Annotated in this window: 17 protein-coding genes; 9 read left to right on the top strand and 8 right to left on the bottom strand. The window is 64.6% G+C overall.

Annotated elements, in window-relative coordinates; genetic code table 11:
- Positions 1-51: 51 nt before the first annotated feature.
- Positions 52-1,317: a D-amino acid dehydrogenase gene (locus L6639_RS31050; RefSeq protein WP_237865197.1), complete on the top strand. Its 1,266-nt coding sequence runs from the start codon at positions 52-54 to the stop codon at positions 1,315-1,317.
- Between the two features lie 95 nt (positions 1,318-1,412).
- Here L6639_RS31050 and L6639_RS31055 read toward each other — a convergent pair whose 3' ends face one another.
- A complete protein-coding gene (locus L6639_RS31055) occupies positions 1,413-2,066 on the bottom strand; it encodes a helix-turn-helix domain-containing protein (protein WP_237865199.1) in 654 nt (217 codons plus the stop codon).
- 181 nt (positions 2,067-2,247) lie between these two features.
- Here L6639_RS31055 and L6639_RS31060 point away from each other — a divergent pair, with 181 nt between their 5' ends.
- Genes L6639_RS31060 through L6639_RS31075 form a run of 4 tightly spaced genes read left to right on the top strand, consistent with a single transcriptional unit; the run spans position 2,248 to position 5,715 of the window.
- Complete coding sequence (locus tag L6639_RS31060) at positions 2,248-3,012, top strand: ABC transporter substrate-binding protein (protein WP_237865201.1); 765 nt, start codon at positions 2,248-2,250, stop codon at positions 3,010-3,012.
- Positions 3,013-3,036: 24 nt separating this feature from the next.
- Positions 3,037-3,690, top strand: coding sequence for an amino acid ABC transporter permease (locus L6639_RS31065; protein ID WP_237865203.1), 654 nt, complete (start codon positions 3,037-3,039; stop codon positions 3,688-3,690).
- Positions 3,687-4,418: an amino acid ABC transporter ATP-binding protein gene (locus tag L6639_RS31070; RefSeq protein WP_237865205.1), complete on the top strand. Its 732-nt coding sequence runs from the start codon at positions 3,687-3,689 to the stop codon at positions 4,416-4,418. Before L6639_RS31065 ends, L6639_RS31070 begins: the two co-directional genes overlap by 4 nt.
- A 13-nt stretch (positions 4,419-4,431) precedes the next feature.
- Positions 4,432-5,715, top strand: a complete 1,284-nt coding sequence (locus L6639_RS31075) for an NAD(P)/FAD-dependent oxidoreductase (protein WP_237865207.1) — start codon at positions 4,432-4,434, stop codon at positions 5,713-5,715.
- Between the two features lie 2 nt (positions 5,716-5,717).
- Here the strand turns inward: L6639_RS31075 and L6639_RS31080 are convergent, their stop codons facing one another.
- Positions 5,718-7,307 (bottom strand): gamma-glutamyltransferase family protein, encoded by a 1,590-nt coding sequence (locus tag L6639_RS31080; RefSeq protein WP_237865209.1) that lies wholly within the window; start codon positions 7,305-7,307, stop codon positions 5,718-5,720.
- 116 nt (positions 7,308-7,423) lie between these two features.
- Between L6639_RS31080 and L6639_RS31085 the strand changes: the two genes are divergently transcribed.
- Positions 7,424-8,197, top strand: a complete 774-nt coding sequence (locus tag L6639_RS31085; protein ID WP_237865211.1) for an enoyl-CoA hydratase-related protein — start codon at positions 7,424-7,426, stop codon at positions 8,195-8,197.
- Positions 8,198-8,289: 92 nt separating this feature from the next.
- On the opposite strand, the gene L6639_RS31090 is transcribed toward L6639_RS31085, so the two are convergent.
- On the bottom strand, positions 8,290-8,466 hold the full coding sequence (locus L6639_RS31090) for a hypothetical protein (protein ID WP_237865212.1): 177 nt from the start codon (positions 8,464-8,466) through the stop codon (positions 8,290-8,292).
- A gap of 9 nt (positions 8,467-8,475) precedes the next feature.
- The gene (locus L6639_RS31095) at positions 8,476-8,709 is read right to left on the bottom strand and encodes a DUF6894 family protein (protein ID WP_237865214.1); all 234 of its coding nucleotides are present in this window, start codon (positions 8,707-8,709) and stop codon (positions 8,476-8,478) included.
- A 222-nt stretch (positions 8,710-8,931) separates the two neighbouring features.
- On the opposite strand from L6639_RS31095, the gene L6639_RS31100 reads away from it, so the two are divergent.
- From L6639_RS31100 to L6639_RS31110, 3 genes are all read left to right on the top strand, one after another.
- A complete protein-coding gene (locus L6639_RS31100; protein ID WP_249798433.1) occupies positions 8,932-10,992 on the top strand; it encodes a PQQ-dependent sugar dehydrogenase in 2,061 nt (686 codons plus the stop codon).
- Positions 10,949-11,890 carry an SMP-30/gluconolactonase/LRE family protein gene (locus L6639_RS31105; protein WP_237865217.1) on the top strand — a complete coding sequence of 314 codons (942 nt, stop codon included), beginning with the start codon at positions 10,949-10,951 and terminating at the stop codon, positions 11,888-11,890. Before L6639_RS31100 ends, L6639_RS31105 begins: the two co-directional genes overlap by 44 nt.
- 128 nt (positions 11,891-12,018) lie before the next feature.
- Positions 12,019-13,044: a histone deacetylase family protein gene (locus L6639_RS31110; protein WP_237865218.1), complete on the top strand. Its 1,026-nt coding sequence runs from the start codon at positions 12,019-12,021 to the stop codon at positions 13,042-13,044.
- A 68-nt stretch (positions 13,045-13,112) separates the two neighbouring features.
- On the opposite strand, the gene L6639_RS31115 is transcribed toward L6639_RS31110, so the two are convergent.
- From L6639_RS31115 to L6639_RS31130, 4 genes are all read right to left on the bottom strand, one after another.
- The gene (locus L6639_RS31115) at positions 13,113-14,093 is read right to left on the bottom strand and encodes an LLM class flavin-dependent oxidoreductase (protein WP_237865220.1); all 981 of its coding nucleotides are present in this window, start codon (positions 14,091-14,093) and stop codon (positions 13,113-13,115) included.
- Complete coding sequence (locus L6639_RS31120; RefSeq protein ID WP_237865222.1) at positions 14,090-14,788, bottom strand: 4'-phosphopantetheinyl transferase family protein; 699 nt, start codon at positions 14,786-14,788, stop codon at positions 14,090-14,092. Before L6639_RS31120 ends, L6639_RS31115 begins: the two co-directional genes overlap by 4 nt.
- 262 nt (positions 14,789-15,050) lie before the next feature.
- Positions 15,051-15,218: a hypothetical protein gene (locus tag L6639_RS31125; protein WP_237865223.1), complete on the bottom strand. Its 168-nt coding sequence runs from the start codon at positions 15,216-15,218 to the stop codon at positions 15,051-15,053.
- A gap of 143 nt (positions 15,219-15,361) precedes the next feature.
- Positions 15,362-21,799, bottom strand: a complete 6,438-nt coding sequence (locus L6639_RS31130; protein WP_237865226.1) for a non-ribosomal peptide synthetase — start codon at positions 21,797-21,799, stop codon at positions 15,362-15,364.
- Positions 21,800-21,925 lie beyond the last annotated feature (126 nt).

A 21,925-nucleotide genomic window follows, 5' to 3' on the forward strand; every position in this document is an offset into this window, starting at 1 on the left:
TTGCAGCAATGATGCAGCGGCGAGCGTGATGCCGCGGGAGTTTGACCAAGCGTGAAAGTTCTGATCCTCGGCAGCGGTGTCATTGGTGTCACCTCTGCCTACTATCTCGCCCGTGCCGGCCACGAGGTGACGGTCGTCGATCGTCAGCCCGAGCCGGCGCTTGAGACTTCTTTTGCCAATGCCGGCGAAGTGTCGCCAGGCTACTCCTCGCCATGGGCCGGCCCCGGCGTGCCGGTGAAGGCGGTCAAATGGCTCTTGATGAAGCACGGCCCGCTAGTGATCCGGCCGAAGCTCGACCCTGTCATGTGGGTCTGGCTGCTCAAGATGCTGCGCAACTGCACCAGTGCGCGCTACGCGGTGAACAAGAGCCGGATGATTCCGATCGCGGAGTACAGCCGCGATTCTCTGCGTGATCTCCGCCGCGACATCGGCGTTCAATATGACGAACGTTCGAAAGGTACACTGCAGCTGTTCCGCTACCAGGCGCAGCTCGACGGCACCGGCGAAGACGTCGCCGTGCTCAAGCAATACGGCGTGCCTTACGAGACGTTGAGCCGCGAAGGCTGCATCGCGGTCGAGCCGGCGCTATCAGGTGTGAAGGAAAAATTCGTCGGCGGCCTTCGCCTGCCGCAGGACGAGACCGGCGACTGCCACATGTTCACGCAGGCGCTGGCCAAGCATGCCGAGGCGCTCGGCGTGCGCTTCATGTTCAATACCGGCATCGACCGTATCGTCACGGATGGCGGACGCGTCAGCGGTGTCGCGACCAGCGCCGGGATGTTGCAGGCCGATAGCTATGTTCTCGCGCTCGGAAGCTATTCGTCACGAATGGCCGCGCCGCTCGGCATCGCGCTGCCGGTCTATCCGGTCAAGGGCTATTCGATCACGGTGCCGATCAAGGACGCCTCCGGCGCGCCGGAATCGACCGTGATGGACGAGAGCTACAAGGTCGCGATCACGCGCCTTGGCGATCGCATCCGCGTCGGCGGCACCGCGGAGATCTCGGGCTTCTCGACCAAGCTGTACGGCGCCCGCCGCGCCACGCTCGATCACTCCCTGACCGATCTGTTTCCGCGCGGCGGCGACCTCTCCAAGGCGACGTTCTGGAGCGGCCTGCGCCCGATGACGCCGGATGGCCCGCCAGTGATCGGCCCGACCCAATACGCCAACCTCCACCTCAACACTGGCCACGGCACGCTCGGCTGGACCATGTCCTGCGGCTCGGGGCGCGTGCTCGCGGACATGCTCTCGGGCAAGAAGCCGGAGGTGGATGTGAGCGCGCTGACGGTGGACCGGTATCAGCACCGGTTTGGGTGATTCATGCTGTCATTCCGGGGCGCTTCGAAGAGGCGAACCTGGAATCTCGAGATTCCGGGTCCGATGCCTCGCATCGCCCCGGAATGACCGTGAGCTTATCCCGCCCCCGTCACGCAATTCACCCACAGTACCACGGCCTTCGTCTCCTGCGCAGGATTCGAAAACCGGTGCGGCCTTCGGCTGGCAAAACGAAAACTGTCGCCTGCCTTCAGCGACCACGTTTCGCTGTCCACCGTCAGCATCATCTCGCCTTCGAGCACGAGACCGGCTTCCTCGCCGTCATGGGTGTAGAGCTCGTCGCCCGCGGAGCCGCCGGGATCGATATGCACCAGGAATAAATTGAGCCGGTTGTCGCTGCCCGCAGCGCTCAGCAATTGCTTCGAAATTCCGCTGCGCCAGAGTTTCAGTTCCGGCCGCTGAAGCCCGCGCGTCACCACCTGGTCGGAGGCGCCGTCGGCACTTGGGCTCGCACCGAACAAAGCCGCGATGCCAACGCCGAGCACGTCGGCGAGCGTTGCCAGCACGCGCAGCGACGGCGACGACAAGCCGCGCTCGATCTGGCTGAGGAAGCCGATCGAAAGCTCGGTGCGCGCCGCGACCGTTTCGAGCGAAAACTGCCTGACACGCCGGAGATCGCGGATACGGCGGCCGACCGCGACGTCCATTGCGGGCTCCGTCGGCTTCGCGGTAGCCTTCTTCCCGCTCTTGTTGCCATTCCTGGCCGGCTTTGCGACAGCCGGTTTGCGCATTCTCTTGCCACCGCTCACGTCAAAACGCTTCCTTCATGTGCATGAAAACCGCTTGCATCGTCGGCGAAAGTGTGACCAAATTTTCATATTGGTGAAAATAGGCCGAAACGGCTTGGCCCGCAACGTCTGCGATCAAGACGTCTGCGAGCGCCGTCATCGGCCGGACCCAAAGGGGGATGCGATGGCGTTAAAGCGTTTTGGTCTGGCCGCGGTCGCGGCGCTCGCAATTGCTGCGGTGACGCCGGCGTCGGCGCAGCAGGTGCTGAAGGTCGGCTCGACGCCGACGGGCATTCCCTTCACCTTCCTCGACACCAAGACCAATTCGATTCAGGGCATCATGGTCGATCTCGTCACCGAGATCGGCAAGGACGCCGGCTTCAACGTGCAGATCGAGCCGATGCAGTTCTCGGCACTGATCCCATCGCTGACCTCGAGCAAGATTGATATCATCGCGGCCGCGATGTTCATCACTGCGCCACGCAAGGAAGTCGTCGACTTCTCCGACCCGATCTACACCTATGGCGAAGGCCTGGTCGTCCCGAAGAGCGACACCAAGGCCTATGCCACGCAGGATGATCTGAAGGGCGAGACGGTGGGCGCGCAAGTCGGCACCGCCTTCGTCGATGCGCTGAAGAAGTCCGGCCTGTTCGCCGACGTGAAGGCCTACGACACGATTCCGGACATCCTGCGCGACGTGAACACCGGCCGCCTCAAGGCCGGCTACGCCGACTATCCAATCCTTGCCTACAATCTGAAGCAGGGCGGCTTCCCCGAGGTGCGGCTCGTCGACGGTTACAAGCCTGTCACCGTCGGCTCGGTCGGCATCGGGGTCCGCAAGGGCGAAACCGAGTTGCTCGGCAAGATCAACGCCTCGCTGGCGAAGCTCAAGGCCAATGGCACCATCGGCAAGATCCTCGAAAAATGGGGCCAGAAGGCGCAAAGCTGATAGAGGCTGATCGCAGGCTTTCCGATGAAAGGCTTTTGGCACGACGCTGTCGAGTTCTTCCCGATCCTGATGAACGGCGTCGCGTTGACGATCATCGTCACGATCGGCTCGCTGCTGCTCTCGACGGTGCTCGGCCTGATCTGGGCGATGATGCGGGTCTCCGGCATCAAGGCGCTGTCGATGCTCAGCGCCAGCCTGATCAATGTGATCCGCGGCATCCCGATCATCGTGCTGTTGTTCTATCTCTACTTCGTGATGCCCGATCTCGGCGTCACGCTGTCAGCCTTGCAGGCTGCCATCCTCGGGCTCGGCATTGCGTACTCGGCCTACCAGGCCGAAAACTTCCGTGCCGGCATCGAGGCCATCGACAAGGGACAAATCGAGGCGGCCCAGTCGATCGGCATGGGTTGGTGGTTGACCATGCGCCGCGTGATTCTGCCGCAGGCGGTACGCATCGTGCTGCCGCCCTACGGCAACGTCATGATCATGATGCTGAAGGACTCCTCGCAAGCTTCCACCATCACGGTCGCTGAGCTTGCCCTGCAGGGCAAGCTGATCGCATCCTCGACCTTCAAGAACACCAACGTGTTCACGCTCGTTGCGCTGATGTATCTCACCATGAGCATCCCGCTGATCCTGCTGGTCCGTCACTTCGAGAAGCGGGCGGGCAAGAAATGATCGAGCTGAGCGACGTCCACAAGAGCTTTGGCCAGAACGAGGTGCTCAAGGGCATCACGGCGTCGGTCGAAAAGGGCGAGGTGGTCTGCATCATTGGCCCGTCGGGTTCGGGCAAGTCCACCATCCTGCGCTGTATCAACGGGCTGGAAAGCTACGATCGCGGCGACATCAGCGTCGAAGGCCTGAAGGTCGACCGCGACGCGCCGTCGATCGTGAACATCCGCACCCAGGTCTCGATGGTGTTCCAGCGCTTCAACCTGTTCCCGCATCGGTCGGTGCTCGAGAATGTCATCGAAGGTCCGCTCTTCGTGAAGAAAGAGCCGCGTGCCCAGGTGACCGAGCGCGGGCGTGCGTTGCTCGCCCAGGTCGGGCTCGCCGAAAAGGCCGACGCGCACCCGCCGCAGCTCTCCGGCGGCCAGCAGCAGCGTGTCGCGATTGCGCGCGCGCTGGCCATGCAGCCCAAGGCGATCCTGTTCGACGAGCCGACCTCGGCGCTCGACCCCGAGCTGGTCGGCGACGTGCTCGGCGTCATGCGCAAGCTTGCCGACGACGGCATGACTATGGTCGTCGTCACCCACGAGATGGGCTTTGCCCGCGACGTCGCCGACCGCGTGCTGTTCATCGACGGTGGAATCATCGTCGAGCAGGGGCCGGCGAAAACGCTGCTCAACCAGCCCCAGCATCCGCGCACGCAGGACTTTTTGCGCCGCGTGCTGCATCCGCTCTGACCGGACTTCTACAATGACACGCCTGCCTCTGCCGCCATCGCTCTATGCCGACACTGCCGTCGCACCGGTGGCGACGCCGCCGCTCGATATGGACAAGAGCGTTTCCATCGCGATCGTCGGCGGCGGCTACACGGGTTTGTCCACGGCGCTGCATCTGGCGGAGCAGGGCGTCGAGGCGCTGGTGCTGGAGGCACAGGAGCCGGGCTGGGGCGCGTCCGGCAACAATGGTGGCCACACCAATCCCGGCTTGAAGCACGACCCTGATCAGATCGAGGCCGATTTCGGCACCGATCTCGGCCGCCGCATGATCGAGTTTTCCTACGGCACGCCGAGCTTCACCCATGATTTGATCCGCCGCTACCAGATCCCGTGCGAAGCGCGCCAGAACGGGACGCTCCGCGCCGCGTATAACGAGGCCAGCGCCGCCGCGATCGAGAAGACCGCCCAGCAATGCATCCGCCGCGGCATGCCGGTGTCGTATCTCAGTCGCGAGCAGTTGCGCAAGATGACCGGCACGGACCGCTATATCGGCGCCATGCTGGATAGCCGCGGCGGCGATCTGCATCCCCTCAGCTACGCCCGCGGCCTCGCGCGCGCGGCAATCTCAGCAGGCGCGAAAGTATATGGCGAGACGTCGGCGCTATCGCTCCGCCGCGACGGTGGTCGCTGGCGCATCGAGACGCCGCGTGCGGTCGTGCATGCGGAGAAGGTGCTGCTCGCCACCAACGGCTTTACCGACGATCTGTGGCCCGCACTCCGCCGCACCATCGTGCCGGTGTTTTCCTCGATCGCGGCCACGGCTCCCCTCTCCGACGAGGTCGCCCGCTCGATCATGCCGACGCGTCCCGTGCTCTACGAGAGCGGGCACATCACCGTCTATTACCGCATCGACCAGCACAACCGCCTGCTGATGGGCGGTCGCGGCCCGATGCGCTGGATCAAGTCGCCAACTGATGTCGCCTATCTCATGCGCTACGCCGAGCGGTTATGGCCGCAGCTCAAGGGCGTGGCCTGGACCCACGGCTGGAACAGCCGGCTCGCCATCACCGGGGACCATTACCCGCACGTGCACGAGCCCACGGAAAGCATCCTGATCTCGCTCGGCTGCAACGGTCGCGGCGTCGCGCTCTCGACCGCGATGGGCGCGCAGCTCGCGCGTCGTCTGATCGGCGGCGCCAAGGCCGAGATCGACATGCCTATCACGGGCATCAAGCCAATCCCGATGCATGCGTTCTGGCCGGTCGGCGTAACCACGGCGGTGATTGCGGGCCGCGTGCGAGACCGGCTGGGAATCTAGCCTCAGGCCTCCGCCACCGCGTCGGCCCAGGGCTGGAAGGTCTCGACCGCGCCTGAATTGATGTCGCCGTCGCGCATCACCGCGCTCGGGCAGGCGAACTTCATCGGCAGGGTCTGCACCGGCGCCTCCCTGTACTCGAAGCGCGCGGCAAGCGCCTTGCGCACATCCGCGGGCAGCCTGGTGTCGCCGAGCACGATCGCGCCCTCGCTGCAATCGATGCGGGGCTGGTGGATGGCAGTATCGAGATCCATGTCGAAATCCATCACAAAGGACACGAGCTGCAGGACCGAAGGCAGGATGCGGCGGCCGCCGGAGGCGCCCACTGAGAGGCGCTTGCCGTCGCTGGTCTCGGCGATGACAGGTGTGTAGTTGGTGAGGCAGCGCTTGCCTGGAGCGAGCGAGTTGGTGGTGCCCGGCGTCGGGTCGAACCACATGATGCCATTGTTCATGGCAATGCCGCTGTGCGGCGTCACATATTTCGAGCCAAAGGACGAGAGCAGCGTCTGCGTCACCGCGGCGATGTTGCCGTCGCGGTCGACCACGGAGAAATGCGTGGTGCAGGCGGGTGCCAGATATTCAGCGCCGAGCGAGCGCTTGCCGTCGGCATCGCCCATGTCCTTGAGCCGCTCGCGGAAGGCGGCTTGCAGCGCGGCGGCATATTCTGTGTAGGCGGCCGCATCCGGCGCGGCTGTCGGTTTCAAAGCCTGCTGCAACAGGCGCAGCGCATGTGCCATGGTCGGGCCGGCCGTGAGCTCGGGCGTCGCCAGCACCTTGCCGCCGCGATAGGGGATCGCCAGCGGCTCGCGCAGATGGGCGCGGAATGCGGCGAGATCCTCGACCGACAGCGAGCCGCCATCGGCCTTGACGTCGGACGCGATGCTCTTGGCGAGATCGCCCTGGTAGAAGTCGCGCGGCCCTGCCTCGGCGAGGTGCAACAGCGTCGCCTTCAAATTGTCCTGCGGCATTCGGATCTCAGCCTCAATGCTCCAGGGCGGGCTCGGAGGCAGGCCGTCTTTCAAGAACATGGCCGCGCTCGCGGGATAGCGGCGAAGATCTGCCGCCGAGCCCGCGATCGTCAGCTCGGTCCACCAGTCGACCAGCAGGCCTTCGCCGGCGAGTTTCGCAGCTGGCTCGACCAGGTCCTTCCACGGCATCCTGGCGTGGCGACGGTGCACCTCTTCCATGCCGGCGACGACGCCGGGCACCGCGATCGCGCCGGGGCCGTGAACGTTGCGATCGTCCTTCACCCGTGGCCACGGAAACAGGTCGGTGGCGACGCGGTCGCCGGTGATGGGATAGTCGGCCGCCCGCAGGCTTTGCGGTGCGCTCATGCCGTAGTCGATCACCTCATAGCGATTTTCCTTGGCGCGGTAGAGCACCATCGCGCCGCCGCCACCGATGCCGCTGTTCCAGGGCTCCAGCACGTTCAGTGCAAAAGTGGTCGCCACGATCGCGTCGGCGCAGTCGCCGCCCGCCGCCAGCACCTGCGCTCCCACCTCAGCCGCCCGCCGCGATTGCGAAGCGACAATGCCGCCCTTGGATTTCACGGCGGGTTTGCGGACGGTTTGGTTGAGGCTGAACTGATGAGGCATGATGTCGCTTGTGCTTGTTTTGGCTTTGTTGCGATGACCTTGACGCTCCGTAATTGGCGGAGCGCGCGAAGGATGGCACATTGCCGGCAACGAGAACATCGAAACGGAGAGGCGACATGGCAGGTGTGAAACAGGCGCGGGATGGCGCTGTCGGGATCCTGACGCTCGACGAGCCTGAAAGCCTGAACGCGATGACGCCAGACCTGCTCGGCGCACTCGCCGCTGCGATCGCCGACATGACTGGGGATGAGGAAGTCCGAGCCCTTGTCCTCACCGGTGAGGGGCGCGGATTTTGCTCAGGACAGAATTTGAAGGCGGCCGGAGCGCTGGGCGAAGACCTCGCCGCCGGCGTGATGCGCTTCTACTGGCCGGCCTTCAAGGCCCTGCGCGAATGCCGCGTGCCTGTCGTCGTTGCTGTCAATGGCGTCGCGGCCGGTGGCGGCTTCAGCTTGGCGATGGCCGGCGACATGATTGTTGCGGCGCGTTCAGCCAATTTTATTCAAGTTTTCAGCCGCATTGCGCTGGTGCCCGACCTCGGCTCGACCTGGCTGTTGCCGCGGCTGATCGGCCGGCAGCGCGCGCTTGAGCTGATGCTTTTGAACGAGCTGCTCACGGCCGAACGCGCCCAGGAGATCGGCCTGGTGCGGCAGGTCGTCGACGACGAGCGGCTGATGGAGGAGGCGCTGACCTTGGCGCGTCGTCTGGCGGAGGGGCCGACGCGCGCGCTGGTGGCGACGCGTGCTCTGGTCGAGGAGAGCGAGCACAGCAGCTACGAGGCGCAGTTCCGCCGCGAGATCGAGCTTCAGGCCACGGTCCGCACAAGTGCCGATGCGATCGAGGGTCGCAGGGCCTTTGTTGAGAAGCGTAAGGCGAAGTTCACGGGGAGGTGAAGGGCGGGCCAGCTCCTAAACGCAACAAGGCCGGGTCAAGCCCGGCCTTGTTGAAGAGGAGATTTGCGGGGAAGCGGCAAAAGCCGCCGAACTCAGAGCGTGCGGTTCAGGCGGCTGGCCTGATATTTGGCGTGCCATTTTGGGCCGGGGCCGCGCATGTAGTGCAGTTCGGGGCGGTAGGGGTTGCCGGCGACTTGCACCAGCTTCTGCCATTTGCTGGCGACGAAGGTGAGGGGATGGCGGAGCAGGGTCAGGGAAGCGAACAGCATGGCATCACCTCAATGGGGCTTGCCGAGCATGGCGGTGAAGGGGAGATCGAAGATTTCCTCGCCGTCGTCGTCGCTGATGTGGATCACCCAATCGCGCCAGTCTTCCGCGCCTGGCGTCTCGATCATGGAGCGCATGATCTGGGCGGCGCGGTCGCGCGCTTCGGTCAGATTGGCGACTGCGGTGCCGTAGCGATCAACCAGAGTGCCTTCGGCATTCGAGCAGTGGAAATACATCTGAACCATACACGCCTCCTCTGAAAGCGATTTGGATGGCATATCGGTACCACCCGAAAGAGCCGAAAAATATTCGGGTCAAGCCCGGTAAGGAAATCTACGGAGGTTGGTCGGCATCACGCGCCTTGCGGGTTTGATCACAGGCCGGTGATGTCCAACTGGACGGCGCCTAAACGGCATGGAACAACCCTCAGCCGAAAGCCTGGGGAGGCCGTCGTGAATCATCTCACTTTGCAGAATGGACGCCGAAGCTTGTGCGCAGCTGCCGTCGTCGTCAGCGCGGTCTTGCTCGGCTTTGCCTCTCTGGCCGCGTCCGATCCCTTGCGGAAAAGCGGCTATGCGGTGGGACCAGAGACCTGCGGCAGCGGCGATCTCGCCTTTCCCAAGGTCCAGATCGACATGAAGGCGGGCTTCTGCGCCGGCCTCGTCGGCAGCGAGGAGGACCATCTGAAATTTCCCCGGTCGATCATCCAGGTGCCCGGTCGTGATCTGTTCGTGGTGGCCGACATGGGCGGCTGGGGCCACAGCGATGGCCGGTTGCTGCTGCTTGATCCCCGCGCCGCCAGCGGCCAACGCTTCAAGGAACTCCTAACCGGAATTGAATATCCGTTCGGGCTCGTGATCGGGCCGGACAAGAAGCTCTATGCCTCGACCGCCGAGACGATCTTCCGCTTCGATCCACTCGCCGACAATCCGCGCGGCACGGTCGAGACCATCATCCGTCACATGCCGGGCCGCCGCATCACGCTGCCTGACGGCACCAAGCTCGAGGAGGCCGCGCATCCGCTCAAGCAGTTTGTCTTCGACAAGAACGGACGGCTGTTCGTCAATGTCGGTGCCCACAGCGATGATTGCATCACGCCGGCGCCGATCACGAAGCCTTGCGCGCCGGCTGAAGGCACGTCCGCCATGGCGGCGCTCTGGCTGTTTACGCCGCCGTCAGGCGGCGTCTTCCCGGCCTTGAAGCCTGGCGATCCAGATCCGGCTCACACGATCTACGCGCGCGGCTTGCGCAACTCGCTCGCGCTGGCACTGCATCCGAACTTCCCTGATGCCGGCTATGCCTTCCTGCAAGGCGAGAATGGTCGGGACCTGCCCGATATCTTCAAGCCGAACGAGGAGATCAACGCGATCGAGCAGGGCAGGCATTATGGCTGGCCCTATTGTTACGATCTGTCGACGCCGAGCCCCGAGTTCAAAAGCGTGCTGCAATCGGGCGTCTACAAATCGCTCTGTACGGCGAACACGCTCTACAAGCAGCCGTTCTCGCTGCTGCCGCCACACGGTGCGCCGCTCGCGATGCTGTATTATCACGGTGCCAAGTTCCCCGAGCTGGAAGGCAAGCTCCTGATCGGCCTGCACGGTTATCGCCCGACCGGCAGCCGCGTGCTGATCTACGATGTCGACAATCACGGCTTCCCAAAGCCTGCTCCGCCGCCGGTGCGCTACCACGTCAGCTGCGCGGCCGATCCGACCCACAATTTCCAGACCGACGCCGGCGATGTCGCCGCGGCACCGTTCGACGAGCTGATCGCCGGCTGGCACCGCGTCAACGGGACGCGGCCGCAAGGCGCGCCGGTCGGCATGACGGTCGCGGAGGACGGTGCAATCTGGCTGGTCGAGGATAAGAACCAGACCATCATCCGCGTCGATCGCGCCGCCGGCGATCCTCCGCCGCCATTGCCTTGCGATACCCGCAGCCAGGCGCTGATCGACCAGCTCGCCGCTTTCGTCGCCAAGGACCCGCAGAACAAGATACGGCTCACCACGCTACGCAAGAACCTCGTTGAAGAGCATTGCGTCGGCTGTCATTCCGATTTCGGCCTCAAGGCGGGGCAGTCGGATGCAGACAAGGACGCGACCGTGCTGAAGTTCATGCTGTCCCAGGACGGCTGGATCTACCCAGGCGATCCCGTCTCCGGCAGACTGCGCACACGGCTGCGCGGCACAGGCGCGGAGAAGCTGATGCCGCCCGGCGGCGAGAGCCTGCCGAAGACCGAGCCCGGCTACGCGGCCCTGCTCACCACCGCGGATCTGCTCGTTGCCAGGATGGTTCCGGGAACGCCGATGCTCATCAGGCTTGGCCTGCCGCAGCGCAAATTCTTCAGCAGAGCGAACAAGGAATGCGGCGAAATACCGGCTGCCAAGGTCGTCGTCGTGACACAAAGGAACGCTGTAGACAAACCCGGCTTCAGCCGCTTCTTCCGGCCAGCCGATCCTTATCTGAATGGCGATTGCAGCGACGATGATGGCTATTACATCCGGCAGGACTTTCTGGTGCCTGTGCAGTAGCATTCTGCTTGTCGTCGCAACGCCGCTCTTCGCAGCCGAGGCGAAGCTGTTCGAAAGCGTGCAGGTCACGCCCGACGGTGAATACACACATGGCATCGAGGGGCCCGCCGCCGATCTCGATGGCAATCTCTTCGTCGTCAATTTCGGCAAGCCCGGCACCATCGGCCGATTGCCCGCGGGCGCTGCGGCGTCTGAAGCCTTCACGGAGCTTCCCGAGGGAAGCGTCGGCAATGCGATTCGCTTCGATCGCAATGGCACGATGTTCATCGCCGACTACAAGAAGCACAACATCTTTGCGATCGCGAAGGGCGCAACAGAACCGATTGTCTGGTTTCACGCCGACGAGATGAACCAGCCCAACGACATCACCATCGCCCGTGACGGCGCGATCTACGCGAGCGATCCGAACTGGAAGGGACGGGAAGGTCACATCTGGCGCATTGCGAAAGCCCCCGATGGCGTGGTGCAAGGACAGATCATGTCGGCACCGCGTGCGATGGGCACCACCAACGGCATCGATCTCAGCCCCGATGGCAAGACGCTCTACGTCGGTGAGTCCAGCAATGGTCAGGTCTGGTCCTACACCATCCGCGGCAACGAGCTCGCCGATGCCAAGCTCGTCAAGACATTCCAGCCCGACACCATCGACGGCCTGCGCACAGATGTCGCTGGCCGGCTTTACGTCGCGCGCATTCTGAAGGGCACGATCGCGCTGATGAAGCCGAGTGGGGTGGTCGAGCGCGAGATCGCACTGAGGGCGAAAGAGCCAACCAATCTCGCCTTCGGCGGCAGCGACGGCAAGACCGTCTACGTCACCCAGCGCCAGGGCGGCTTCATCGAGTCCTTCCGGACCGACCAGCAGGGTCGCGAGCACTGCCTTCAGCGCGGGCGCTGTTGAGCGCCTGCTCAGAGGCGATCTGCTTCCGACGCAGGACGGCTAGGCGAGGCCGGCATTCTTCTTGCTTGCATCTGGCCGCCGCAGCGATCAAGAACTCTGTGGCGCTGTTGAAGAGCACGGAGTGTTGAGTGAAAGCCGTCCATACCGAACTGCACCGCAGCCACGACCCGCAATTCTTCCTGGTTCGCGGTGTGGTCAAGCGCACCACCGAGCAGCCCGAGCGCGCCGACCGCCTGCTCAAGGGCTTGAAGGACGGCAAGCATCAGCTGGTCGATCCGACCAAATTCGGCCAGGGCCCGCGCGCGCGCATTCACAGCCCGGAATATCTGTCGTTCCTCAGCGAAGCCTGGGATGCCTGGGCGGCGCTCGGCGATTCCGGTCCGGAGATGATCGGTAATGTTCATCCCGTGCGCCACGCAGCGACTTATCCCACCCATATCGTCGGGAAGCTCGGCTGGCACACAGCGGACACTGCAGCTCCCATCGGCCCCGGCACATGGGCTGCAGCCTGCGCGGCGACTGATGTCGCGGTCACCGCGGCGCAGATGGTGATGGACGGTGAGGATGCTGTTTACGCGCTCTGCCGTCCGCCCGGCCATCACGCCTATCGCGACATGGCCGGCGGCTTCTGCTTCCTCAACAACAGCGCCATCGCGGCCGCGCATCTGCGGCAGAAGCACGAGCGCGTCGTGATCCTCGATGTCGACGTCCACCACGGCAACGGCACGCAAGGGATCTTCTACGCGCGGCCGGACGTCTACACGATCTCGATCCACGCCGATCCGATCGCCTACTATCCCTACGTGTGGGGCTACGCGCATGAGCGCGGCGAGGGCCCCGGCCTCGGCGCCAATCTCAACATTCCCTTGCCAATCGGCACCGGCGATGACGGCTACCTCAAGGCGATGGACGTCGCGCGCGAGGCGGTCGAGTCGTTTGCGCCCGGCGCACTCGTGATCGCGCTCGGCCTCGATGCCTCCGAGCACGATCCGCTGAAGGGTCTCGCGGTCACCACGCCCGGCTTCCGTCGCATCGGCCAGGCCATCGCGAAGATGGGCCTGCCGACCGTGTTCGTGCAGGAGGGCGGTTACCTCTCGGATATTCTCGGCGCCAACCTGACCTCAGTGTTGGCGGGCTTCGAAGAGGTGCGGTGAGGTTTTTACCTCTTCCCGCGCTTGTCTCGCCGGAGCCTTGGCGAAGGCGGGTGCGGGGAGAGAGGATTCTAAAACATCCCGCTCGCTCTGAGCGCGTTGCAAACATGCTGCATCTCGGCCTTATCCGCGACCATGTCGAGCATGATTGTGGTCAGCCCCTTCGCCGCAAACTCCTTCAGCTTGGCGCCGATCTCGGCGTAGCTGCCGACGAGATAGGGGCAGTCGGCCTGGAAGGTGAGGTAGGGCAGCAGCCAATAGCCATTGTCGGCGAGCTCGCCGCTTTGCCCCTCGTACAATCGCCGCTTCCAGACGGAATCCGAATTTTCGACCGTAAGCGCGAGCAGCTCGCGATCGTCAGGGTTGTCGCGGAAACGGGCCTTGGCCGCCTGCCGCGCCTCCTCACCGCCCTCGCGCGCGAAGATGCCAAAATTCATGCCGGATGCGCTGAGGCCGCGATCGAGGTCGGGCGGCAACATCTGCATCTTGATGCAGCCGGTCTCCTCGGCGACGTGCCTGGCAGCGTCCGATTGCCCCGCGATCAGAAATTCCGGCATCAGCTCGGCGGGCAGGCGCGGCCGCAGTTGCAGATTGCTGGCGCGATAGAATCGGCCGTCGACATTCACCGGGCGCGGGCTCGAGAGCAGCTGTCGCATCAAGGTGACGAACTCGCCGAGCCGGACATAGCGGTCGGCATGAGACTGCTCGTCGCCCAGCCCCTCCAGGTCACTGATCGCCGTCCCCGTGATCATGTTGAGGTAGACCTTGCGGCCGTAGAGCTGCGCAAAGGACGAGACGAACTTCGCTGCCGCGAACGGGTGCATGTAGACGGGGTTAACGGCGATCAGTGGCGAAGATCGTGTCGTCGCCGCGAGGATGTGCTGGGCCATGGCCCAGGGCTCGACGAAGACGTCATTGCCCTCGAACAGCAAAATGCCTTCGAAGCCGTTGCGGTCGGCGAAATCAGCCACCCGCATCAGTTCGCCGACATATTTTTTGGGATCGCGGTTGCGCGAGATCGCGGGAAAGACGCGCAGCCGCGCCGGCATCACTCCGCCGCTTCCTGGAGCGGCCAGGCGTTGCGGGTGATGCGCAGGCCGCCGGCCGCGCGCGAGCCGTCGGCGATCGCGAGGCGATGCGATGGCGACGGCGAGCACAGCGAGAAGCGCCAGCCTGCAGGGTCATCGGCGATGTCGGGCTTGAAGCTGATCCCGATCGCCTCCCGCGATACCTGCATCGCGAACGCATCCAGCGGCAGATTGAGCCCAAAACCCCTCGCTTTCAGATAGGCTTCCTTCAGCGTCCAATAGTCGAAGAATCGCTCGATCGCGGCGGGCTCCGGCAGCGTGCGGAGTGTCTCGACCTCTTCCGGCGCAAAGAAGCGGAGCGCGGTCGAGAGCGGCGCGACGCGCCGCGACACGGTCTCGACGTCGACACCGACGGTCTCGTGCTTCGACACGACGCACGCGACGCAGCCATCGGCATGAGACAGGCTGAAATGCAGCGGCGTCGAGGTCGCAGGTGCCGCGACAAAGGGCCGCCCATAGCGTCCGGTCGAGAACGACCAGTCGGTCGGTTCGACATCCGGCGCTGCGTGTGACAGCGCGAGCCGCAGCATCGCATGCGCGAAGACATATTGCCGCTGATGCCGTTCGAACTTGAAGCGGTCGGCGCGCATCCTCTCGTCGAGCGAGAGCAACCGTCGGCACGCATCGACTGTGCCCGGCGTGTCAATGCTCTCAATCAATCCGATAAACAGTCCAATTCCGTCGTCTGCCATCAATTGGGCCCATAGCGTCAGGCGGAGGCCAAATCCGGCCCTGACTGAAGGATCAACCGAACAGGAAGCAACTCGGCGGATCGCTTCTAGCGGCCCACCCGGGCAAATTCTTGTCGATTGCTGGCCGGTTTACAGGCGCAAGCTTGTGCGAGACCCCAACCCGACAGGCGAGCGGCCAAAATCCGATAATGAAATGCAAAGATCCGCGCGGCGTCCCGGCCGCCGAATCTTACTTCTTCTTCTTAGCCTTCTTCGACCCGCCCAGCATCGAAAGGCTGGCGTCGACGTCCTTCAGTGCGGATTGAAGCTTCTTCTTCTCGGCAGTGAGCAGTTTCTGCAGCGACTTGCGGTCCTTGTCGCTGAGCGAGGTGCCTTTGGTAAATTTGATGAAACCCATAATCACACTCCCCCGGTTGAAAATATCAGTCCAAATCAAAAGGCGCGAATAATCTTGCGCGCTGGAGCCAAATAATCAAGATGCAACTTGGGCATTCACAGCTTTGACGGGTGAACTCGTGTTCGCCGGTCCTGTACGGCCGGTCATGCGGCCCTGCGAGCGAGCAAGCGCTGCAGCGGCGTGTTTGGCCTGAGGATGGCGGCCTTGAGCAGCGCGACGAGATCCTCCATCCATGCGCCGACCGTGGCGCCGTCGAGCAGATCGTCCTTGTAATTGCACGAACCTGTGATCCCGGTCGGACGCTCCTTCAGCATCAGCGACAGCCAGGTCTGGTCGACCGGCAGCACCGGCTGGCCCTCCCTCGCGACGTTTCCGATTGATCGCACCGTGACATCGGGCAGGTCGAGCGGCTGGCGCAGCGGGTTTTGCAGCGTGAAATAGACCTGGAGCAGTGAAGCCGGGTCGATGCCCTTCTGCTCCAGATGGTCGGCCAGGATGTTGAACGGCAGCTCCTGCCGCGCATGCGCGTCGAGCACGCCCCGGCGCACGCGGTCCAAGGCCTGCGCGAAAGACAGATCGGGCGTGATTCGGCTGCGGACGATCACGGTGTTTTCGAACGGGCCTATGATGCGATCAGTGTCTGGCTGAGCGCGGTTGGCCATGGCGGTGGCGACCGAGATGTCGGTGCGCCCGGTCCGCGCCAGCAGCAGGGCCTTCAAGCCGGTGAGCAGACACATGAACAGCGTGCTGTTCTGCTGGCGCGCATAGGAGGCGAGACTGGCGACGAGATCACGCTCCAGGCTGAGCGGATGATGGCCGGTCGCCGCGCCCGCGCGCCCTTCGCCGTCAAACAAGGGGGCTGCACCGCGTAGATTCTCGGCCCAGTCGATGGCCTGCCGGCGGGCCGCATCGGTTCCGCACCACCAGCGCTGCCAGCGCGCGACGCTGGAAAACGCCAGCGGCATCTTCGGCAGGGGCGGCGGTGGATGGCCTGCCAGCGCGGCATAGCGGTTGGACAATTCCTCGAACAGCACGCCGATCGACCAGCCATCAGCGATGGCATGGTGCAGCGTCAGCAACAGGACGTGATCCTCGGCGTGAAGCCGCAGCAGCCGCGCCCGCAGCAGCGGCGCCCGGGCGGTGTTAACGGGGCTATAGGCCTCCTGCGCGACCAGGAGCTCGATCTTCCTGAGTTCGAGCGCCTTGCGCCGCCGGTTGTTGTGGGGTCGTCCGTCACCGATGGTCTCGACGGTCAGGACCGGACCGAGCGTGGCTGGCGCGAGGACTCGGCTGACCGGCTCCTCGCCATTCCAGCCGAACGCCGTCCGCAATGATTCGTGGCGGCGCACGATGTCGTCGATGGCCTGCGCCAGGGTGCGCGGATTGATCGGGCCTTCGAGGTGGAAGGCAAAGGGCAGGTTGAACAGCGGCAGATCGGGCAGGTTCCGCTCGATCCGCATCATCTGGTCCTGCGCGATCGACAGCGTGGGGGGCGCGCTTTCGGCCAGGCGTGGAACGCCGGCCGCGGGCTTTTGCCGCGTCGTGGCCGCGGCCTCGTCGACCCGCCGGGCGAGCTCCGAGATCGTCGGTGCCTCGAAGATGGTCTTGATCGGCAGTGATACGCCGAGTGCCCGGGCGATGCGCGCCATTGCCTGGCCGGCGAGCAGCGAATGGCCGCCGAGATCGAAGAAATTATCGGTGACGCCGAGGCTTTCGACCTTCAGCAGGTCGACCCAGATGTCGGACATGACCTTTTCCGTGAAGCGGCGCGCCGGCACGGCCGTCTCGGTCGCGGTGCTCTCCTGCTGCATCGGCGCCAGCAGGGCGGAGCGATCGAGCTTGCCGTGGGCATTAAGCGGGACCTGATCCAGGAACAGGAACGCCGACGGGATTGCATGAACAGGCAGCCGGCTTTTCAGAAAATCCCGCAGCTCGTTGGCGCTGATCTTGTTGCCGGCTTTGGCAACGACATGGGCGATCAGCCTGACATCGCCATTGCCGTCGCGCCGTGGCTCGACGATGCCGGCCCACACGCTCGCATGGTCTGCCAGCGCAGCCTCGATCTCCTTGAGCTCGATGCGATAGCCGCGGACCTTGACCTGAAGGTCGGCGCGGCCGAGGCATTCGATTGTTCCGTCGGCGCGCCGGTGGGCAAGATCGCCGGTGCGGTAGAGCCGGTCGCCTTCCCTCGGCGCGAACGGATCGGGGATGAAGCGCTCCCGGCTCTGCGCGGGATCGTTGACATAGCCGCGGCCGATTCCGGCGCCGCCGATGCAGAGCTCGCCGACCACGCCGATCGGCTGCGGCTCCAGATGCGGATCGAGCACGTAAATCTGGGTATTGGGCAGCGGCGCTCCGACTGGAACATTGGTTGTCGCGGGTTCAGGTGCGCGGGTCAGCCGGTGCAGGGAGACGTCGTCTGAACATTCCGAGGCGCCATAGGCGTTGATCAGCGGCACCTTCGGGCAGCGGGCGAACCAGGCGCGGCAGAGATCGACCGGCAACGGCTCGCCGGTCGAGATCAGCAGCCGCAGCTTCGCAAAGGCGCGCAGCACAGGCGCCTCGTCCATCCGTTCGAGGATCACGCGGAGCAGCGACGGCACGATCTCGAGCACCGTGATGCCCGCGCGATCGATCTCCCGTGCCAGCAGGATCGGATCCTGCACGGCCGGGGTGGCGCAGACATGGACGCGCGCACCAACCATGGGACCGGCAAGGAACTGCCAGACTGAGATCACAAAACTCTGCGGCGCAGTCTGCGCGATCACGTCCTTGGCCGTGAGGCCGAGCTCGTCGATGAGCGAGGCGAGATGGTTCGACAGCCCGCGCTGTTCGATCATGACGCCTTTCGGTGCGCCGGAGGAGCCGGACGTATAGATGAGATAGGCCAGGCTCGAATCCACGCGCCGCGCAGGGCGGCCCGGCTTGGTCGATGCGAATGCGATTGTCTCGTCGAGCTCGGCGACCCGGATGCGCGCGACCAGCGGTTCGAGCAGCGTGTCGACCATGGCGGACTGCGCGCGACCCGTCAGCAGCACGCTTGCGCAGCTCGAGCCGAGGATGGTTGCGAGCCGCGCCGGCGGCTGCTCGGGATCGAGATTGAGGAACGCCGCGCCCACACGCTGCACCGCGATCATCGCTGCGAGCAGGTCCGGTCCGCGATCCGCTAGCAGCGCGACCACGGTTTCCGCACCGACACCTTCGCGAGCGAGCCAGCGCGCGATAGCCTGGCTCCGGCCTGCCAATTCGCGATAGCTCAAGGACACATGTGCATCTGAAACCGCGACGGCATTCGGCGTCTTTTTCGCCTGCCGCTCGAAGCGTTCGCAGAGATTTCCGCGCGCTGCGAAGTTGACAGGCCTGCCCTTCGCCAGCACTTGCCGGCGCTCGGTGGCGGTCAGCAACGGCAGATGCGAGATGCGCTGCTCGGGATTGGCGATGACCGCCTTGAGCAGGGTCTTGAACTGGTTTGCCATGCTCTCGATCGTACCCGCGTCGAACAGATCGGTGGCATATTCGAAGAAGCCGGTGAAGCGGCCCTCGGCCTCGACCAGCTCGAGCGTGATGTCGAAGCGCGCGACTTCCGGGTCAATTTCCAGCCGCCGCGTCGACAGGCCGGGGAAGCGCGCGGCTTCGATCGATGCATTCTGGAGGATGAACATGATCCGGAACAGCGGATTGCCGTCGCTCCTGCGCGCGACCTGCAACGCGCGCAGGACTTCCTCGATCGGAAGGTCCTGGTTGCGGTAGGCATCGAGCGTGACCTGACGCACCCGGCGCAGCAGCTCGCCGAAGGTCGGGTCGCCGCCGAAATCGTTGCGCAGGATCAGCGTGTTCGCAAACAGTCCGATCAGTCGCTCGCTTTCGATCTGGTTGCGGTTCGCGATCAGAGATCCCGTCGCGACGTCCTCATGCGAGGTGTGGCGGAACAGGAGGCACTGGAACACTGCGAGCAGCGCCATGAAAGGCGTCACGCCCTGGTCCTGGCTCAGCGAGCGGATGTCGGCGGAAAGGGCCTTGGAGAATTCGAAATGATGACGGGCGCCGTGACCGCTCCAGACCTCCGGCCGCGGCCGGTCGGTCCGCAGCGGCAGCGTGGTGACGCCGTCGAGCTGGGTCCGCCAATAGTCGAGCTGCTCCTTCGCGGCCGGCGTCTGCGCCCAGCTCTGCTGCCAGCGGGCGAAGTCGCGATATTGAAAGCTGGGCGAGGGCAACGCCGTCACACTCGCCTTGCGCGCGGCAGAATATTCGGCGGCAAGCGCTTCCCAGAACAGCCGTTGCGACCAGCCATCGGTGACGAGGTGATGGACATTGACCACCAGCGCATGGCTGGATTTGTCGAAGGAAAGCAGCGTGACCTTCAGCGGCGGCTCACCGGCAAGATCAAATGCGGACTGCGCGAGCTTGAGCGCCTCGCGCCTGACGACAGCAACCCGCCGGTGCGGAGGGCAGGGTTTGAGTTTGATCCGCTCGAACTGTGGCGATGCCTGAAGCACGCGCTGCACAGGCTCGCCCTCGCGCTCGACGAAGACCGAACGCAGCGCCTCATGGCGTGTGCAGATCGCAGCGAGGCTGACCTGAAGCGCAGCAATATCGACCGCGCCCTTCAGCAGCGCGACCTCGACCACGTTATAATTGTAACGCGTCGGATCGAGCCTTGAGAGCACATACATCCGCTGCTGCTGGAACGACAGCGGGGCGTCTCCTCCGGAAGCCTCCTGGCGCCATGCCGGCAGCCTCGCGTCGCGGTGCGCCGTGGTCTCGATCCGGGCGGCGAGAGCACCGACCGTGGCGCAATCAAAGATGTCCTCGAAGGAGAAATCGACGCTGAACCGCTCGCGCAGGCGCGAACGCATCTGCGTGACCGCGAGCGAATCCGCGCCGAGCGCAAAGACATCCTGATCGATTCCGACTTGCGGAAGCTCGAGCAGATCGGCCCAGGTCTCGGCAAGCTGGGTTTCCAGCTCGTTGCGCGGCAGCTGCGTCTCGTCGTCGTCGTGGGGCGCTGAAATCAGCTCGGCCAGCGCGTTGCGCTTGACCTTGCCGCTGGCGCCCTTCGGCAGTGCGGCCACGCTGTGGATCAGGCCCGGCACCTTGTAGGCGGCGAGACGCTTGCGCGCGAACTGGCGCAACTGGTCCGAGGTTGTCTCGGAATTGTCCCTGAGCACCACGACGGCGGCGACGTTCTCGCCGAGCTTGGCATGGGGAATGGCGAAGACACCGGCTTCCAGCACAGCGGGGTGCGCCAGCAGCACCTCTTCCACCTCGAGCGGTGAGATTTTCTGGCCGCCGCGGTTGATGACGTCCTTGATGCGGCCGACGATGAAGAGATAGCCGTCGGCGTCGAGATAGCCGAGGTCGCCGGTCCTGAACCAGCCGTTGCGGAAGGCGGCTTGCGTTGCCGCCTCGTCATTGTAATAGCCGCGACTCATGTTCGGCCCGCGCAGCATGATCTCGCCATGCTGGCCGTGCGCAAGCAGGCGGCCCGCTTCATCCATGATCGCGATCTCGGGGCCTGCGGCACGGCCGACCGAACCGATCTTGCGCAACTCGAACGGATTGGCGGCGATCTGCGAGGCAGCTTCCGTCATCCCGTACGTTTCCAGCACGGGGACGCCGAAGATCGCCTCCAGCCCGTTGAGGATCGCGGGCGCAAGCGAGGACGAGGCCGAACGGATCAGGCGCAGCGACGATGACCGGACGCGCTCGGGGCTCGCTTCCGCGGCCGTCAGCAGCGCGCGATGAATGGTCGGCACCGCCGTGTACCAGGTCGGTTGCAGGTCCCGCATCCAGCCGAAAAAGGACGGCGCGTCGAAACCATTGGTCGCGATCACGCTGGAGCCCGCCGCGAGCGCGGTCAGGAGGCCGGAGATCAGGCCGTGGGCATGAAACAGCGGCAGGACATTGAGCAGGCGATCATGTGGTGTGAGCGCGAGCACCCGGCCGGCATTCTGCGCCGAGAGACACACATTGCGGTGCGTCAGCGGCACCATCTTCGGGCGCGCGGCCGTGCCCGACGTCAGCAGGATGAAGGCGTCGTTCTCCGCGCGGGCTGCGCCGTCGGCACAGGCCGGGCCGATCGTCGGGCCAACGAACTCGCAGCCGCCGAGATCCGCCTCCGGTCCCGGCACGAAATCGACCACCGCGATATCAAGCGCCCTGGCGACGTCGCGGCTCGGCGAATTCATGTCCGCCCGTGTGACGAGCGCTGTGAGCTTCAATTCGCTGAAATAGCGTTGCAGCTCGTCCGCCGTGAAGTCGGGATTGACGGGGACGCAGGCGCAGGTCGATGCCACCCCGAGCAGCGCCAATGCACTGTCGGCCCCGCGCGGCAGTGCAACGGCAACTCGGTCGGCAGGTGTAATGCCGAGCCCGCGCAGCGTGCGGACGACATGCGCGATCCTCGTGCCGAGCGCGCCATAGGTCAGAGGAGGCCGGCCGGGAGCCAGCAGCGCGGGCGCCGCGGGCATCGCGCGCGCGTGAAAAGCGAGAAGGCTACCGATATCGGCAAGGTTCTCGGTTTCGACGCCCGCGCCGGCCAGTCTATCTCCCGCCTCGGGTGCAATATCCGACAATGCCATTCCCTTTTGATCCGATTGGGCTATTCTTCCCTGGAGTTTGGGAATGCGTCCAGTCTGAGGTGAAGTTTAGGCCCCAAAATCTGTGGTTGAGGGACCTTAAGCCCTTTGGCGGAGGGAGTGTACGGC

It is taken from the genome of Bradyrhizobium zhengyangense (genome assembly GCF_022012555.1).
GTDB classification, from domain to species: Bacteria; Pseudomonadota; Alphaproteobacteria; order Rhizobiales; family Xanthobacteraceae; genus Bradyrhizobium; species Bradyrhizobium zhengyangense.

Bases quoted from the DNA above. Each gene is read 5' to 3' on its own strand.
- L6639_RS31105 (WP_237865217.1), top strand. From the start codon at position 10,949: ATGGCTATTACATCCGGCAGGACTTTCTGGTGCCTGTGCAGTAGCATT.
- L6639_RS31070 (WP_237865205.1), top strand. From the start codon at position 3,687: ATGATCGAGCTGAGCGACGTCCACAAGAGCTTTGGCCAGAACGAGGTG.
- L6639_RS31085 (WP_237865211.1), top strand. From the start codon at position 7,424: ATGGCAGGTGTGAAACAGGCGCGGGATGGCGCTGTCGGGATCCTGACG.
- L6639_RS31095 (WP_237865214.1), bottom strand. From the start codon at position 8,709: ATGGTTCAGATGTATTTCCACTGCTCGAATGCCGAAGGCACTCTGGTT.
- L6639_RS31080 (WP_237865209.1), bottom strand. From the start codon at position 7,307: ATGCCTCATCAGTTCAGCCTCAACCAAACCGTCCGCAAACCCGCCGTG.
- L6639_RS31090 (WP_237865212.1), bottom strand. From the start codon at position 8,466: ATGCTGTTCGCTTCCCTGACCCTGCTCCGCCATCCCCTCACCTTCGTC.
- L6639_RS31075 (WP_237865207.1), top strand. From the start codon at position 4,432: ATGACACGCCTGCCTCTGCCGCCATCGCTCTATGCCGACACTGCCGTC.
- L6639_RS31125 (WP_237865223.1), bottom strand. From the start codon at position 15,218: ATGGGTTTCATCAAATTTACCAAAGGCACCTCGCTCAGCGACAAGGAC.
- L6639_RS31060 (WP_237865201.1), top strand. From the start codon at position 2,248: ATGGCGTTAAAGCGTTTTGGTCTGGCCGCGGTCGCGGCGCTCGCAATT.
- L6639_RS31130 (WP_237865226.1), bottom strand. From the start codon at position 21,799: ATGGCATTGTCGGATATTGCACCCGAGGCGGGAGATAGACTGGCCGGC.
- L6639_RS31055 (WP_237865199.1), bottom strand. From the start codon at position 2,066: ATGCGCAAACCGGCTGTCGCAAAGCCGGCCAGGAATGGCAACAAGAGC.
- L6639_RS31065 (WP_237865203.1), top strand. From the start codon at position 3,037: ATGAAAGGCTTTTGGCACGACGCTGTCGAGTTCTTCCCGATCCTGATG.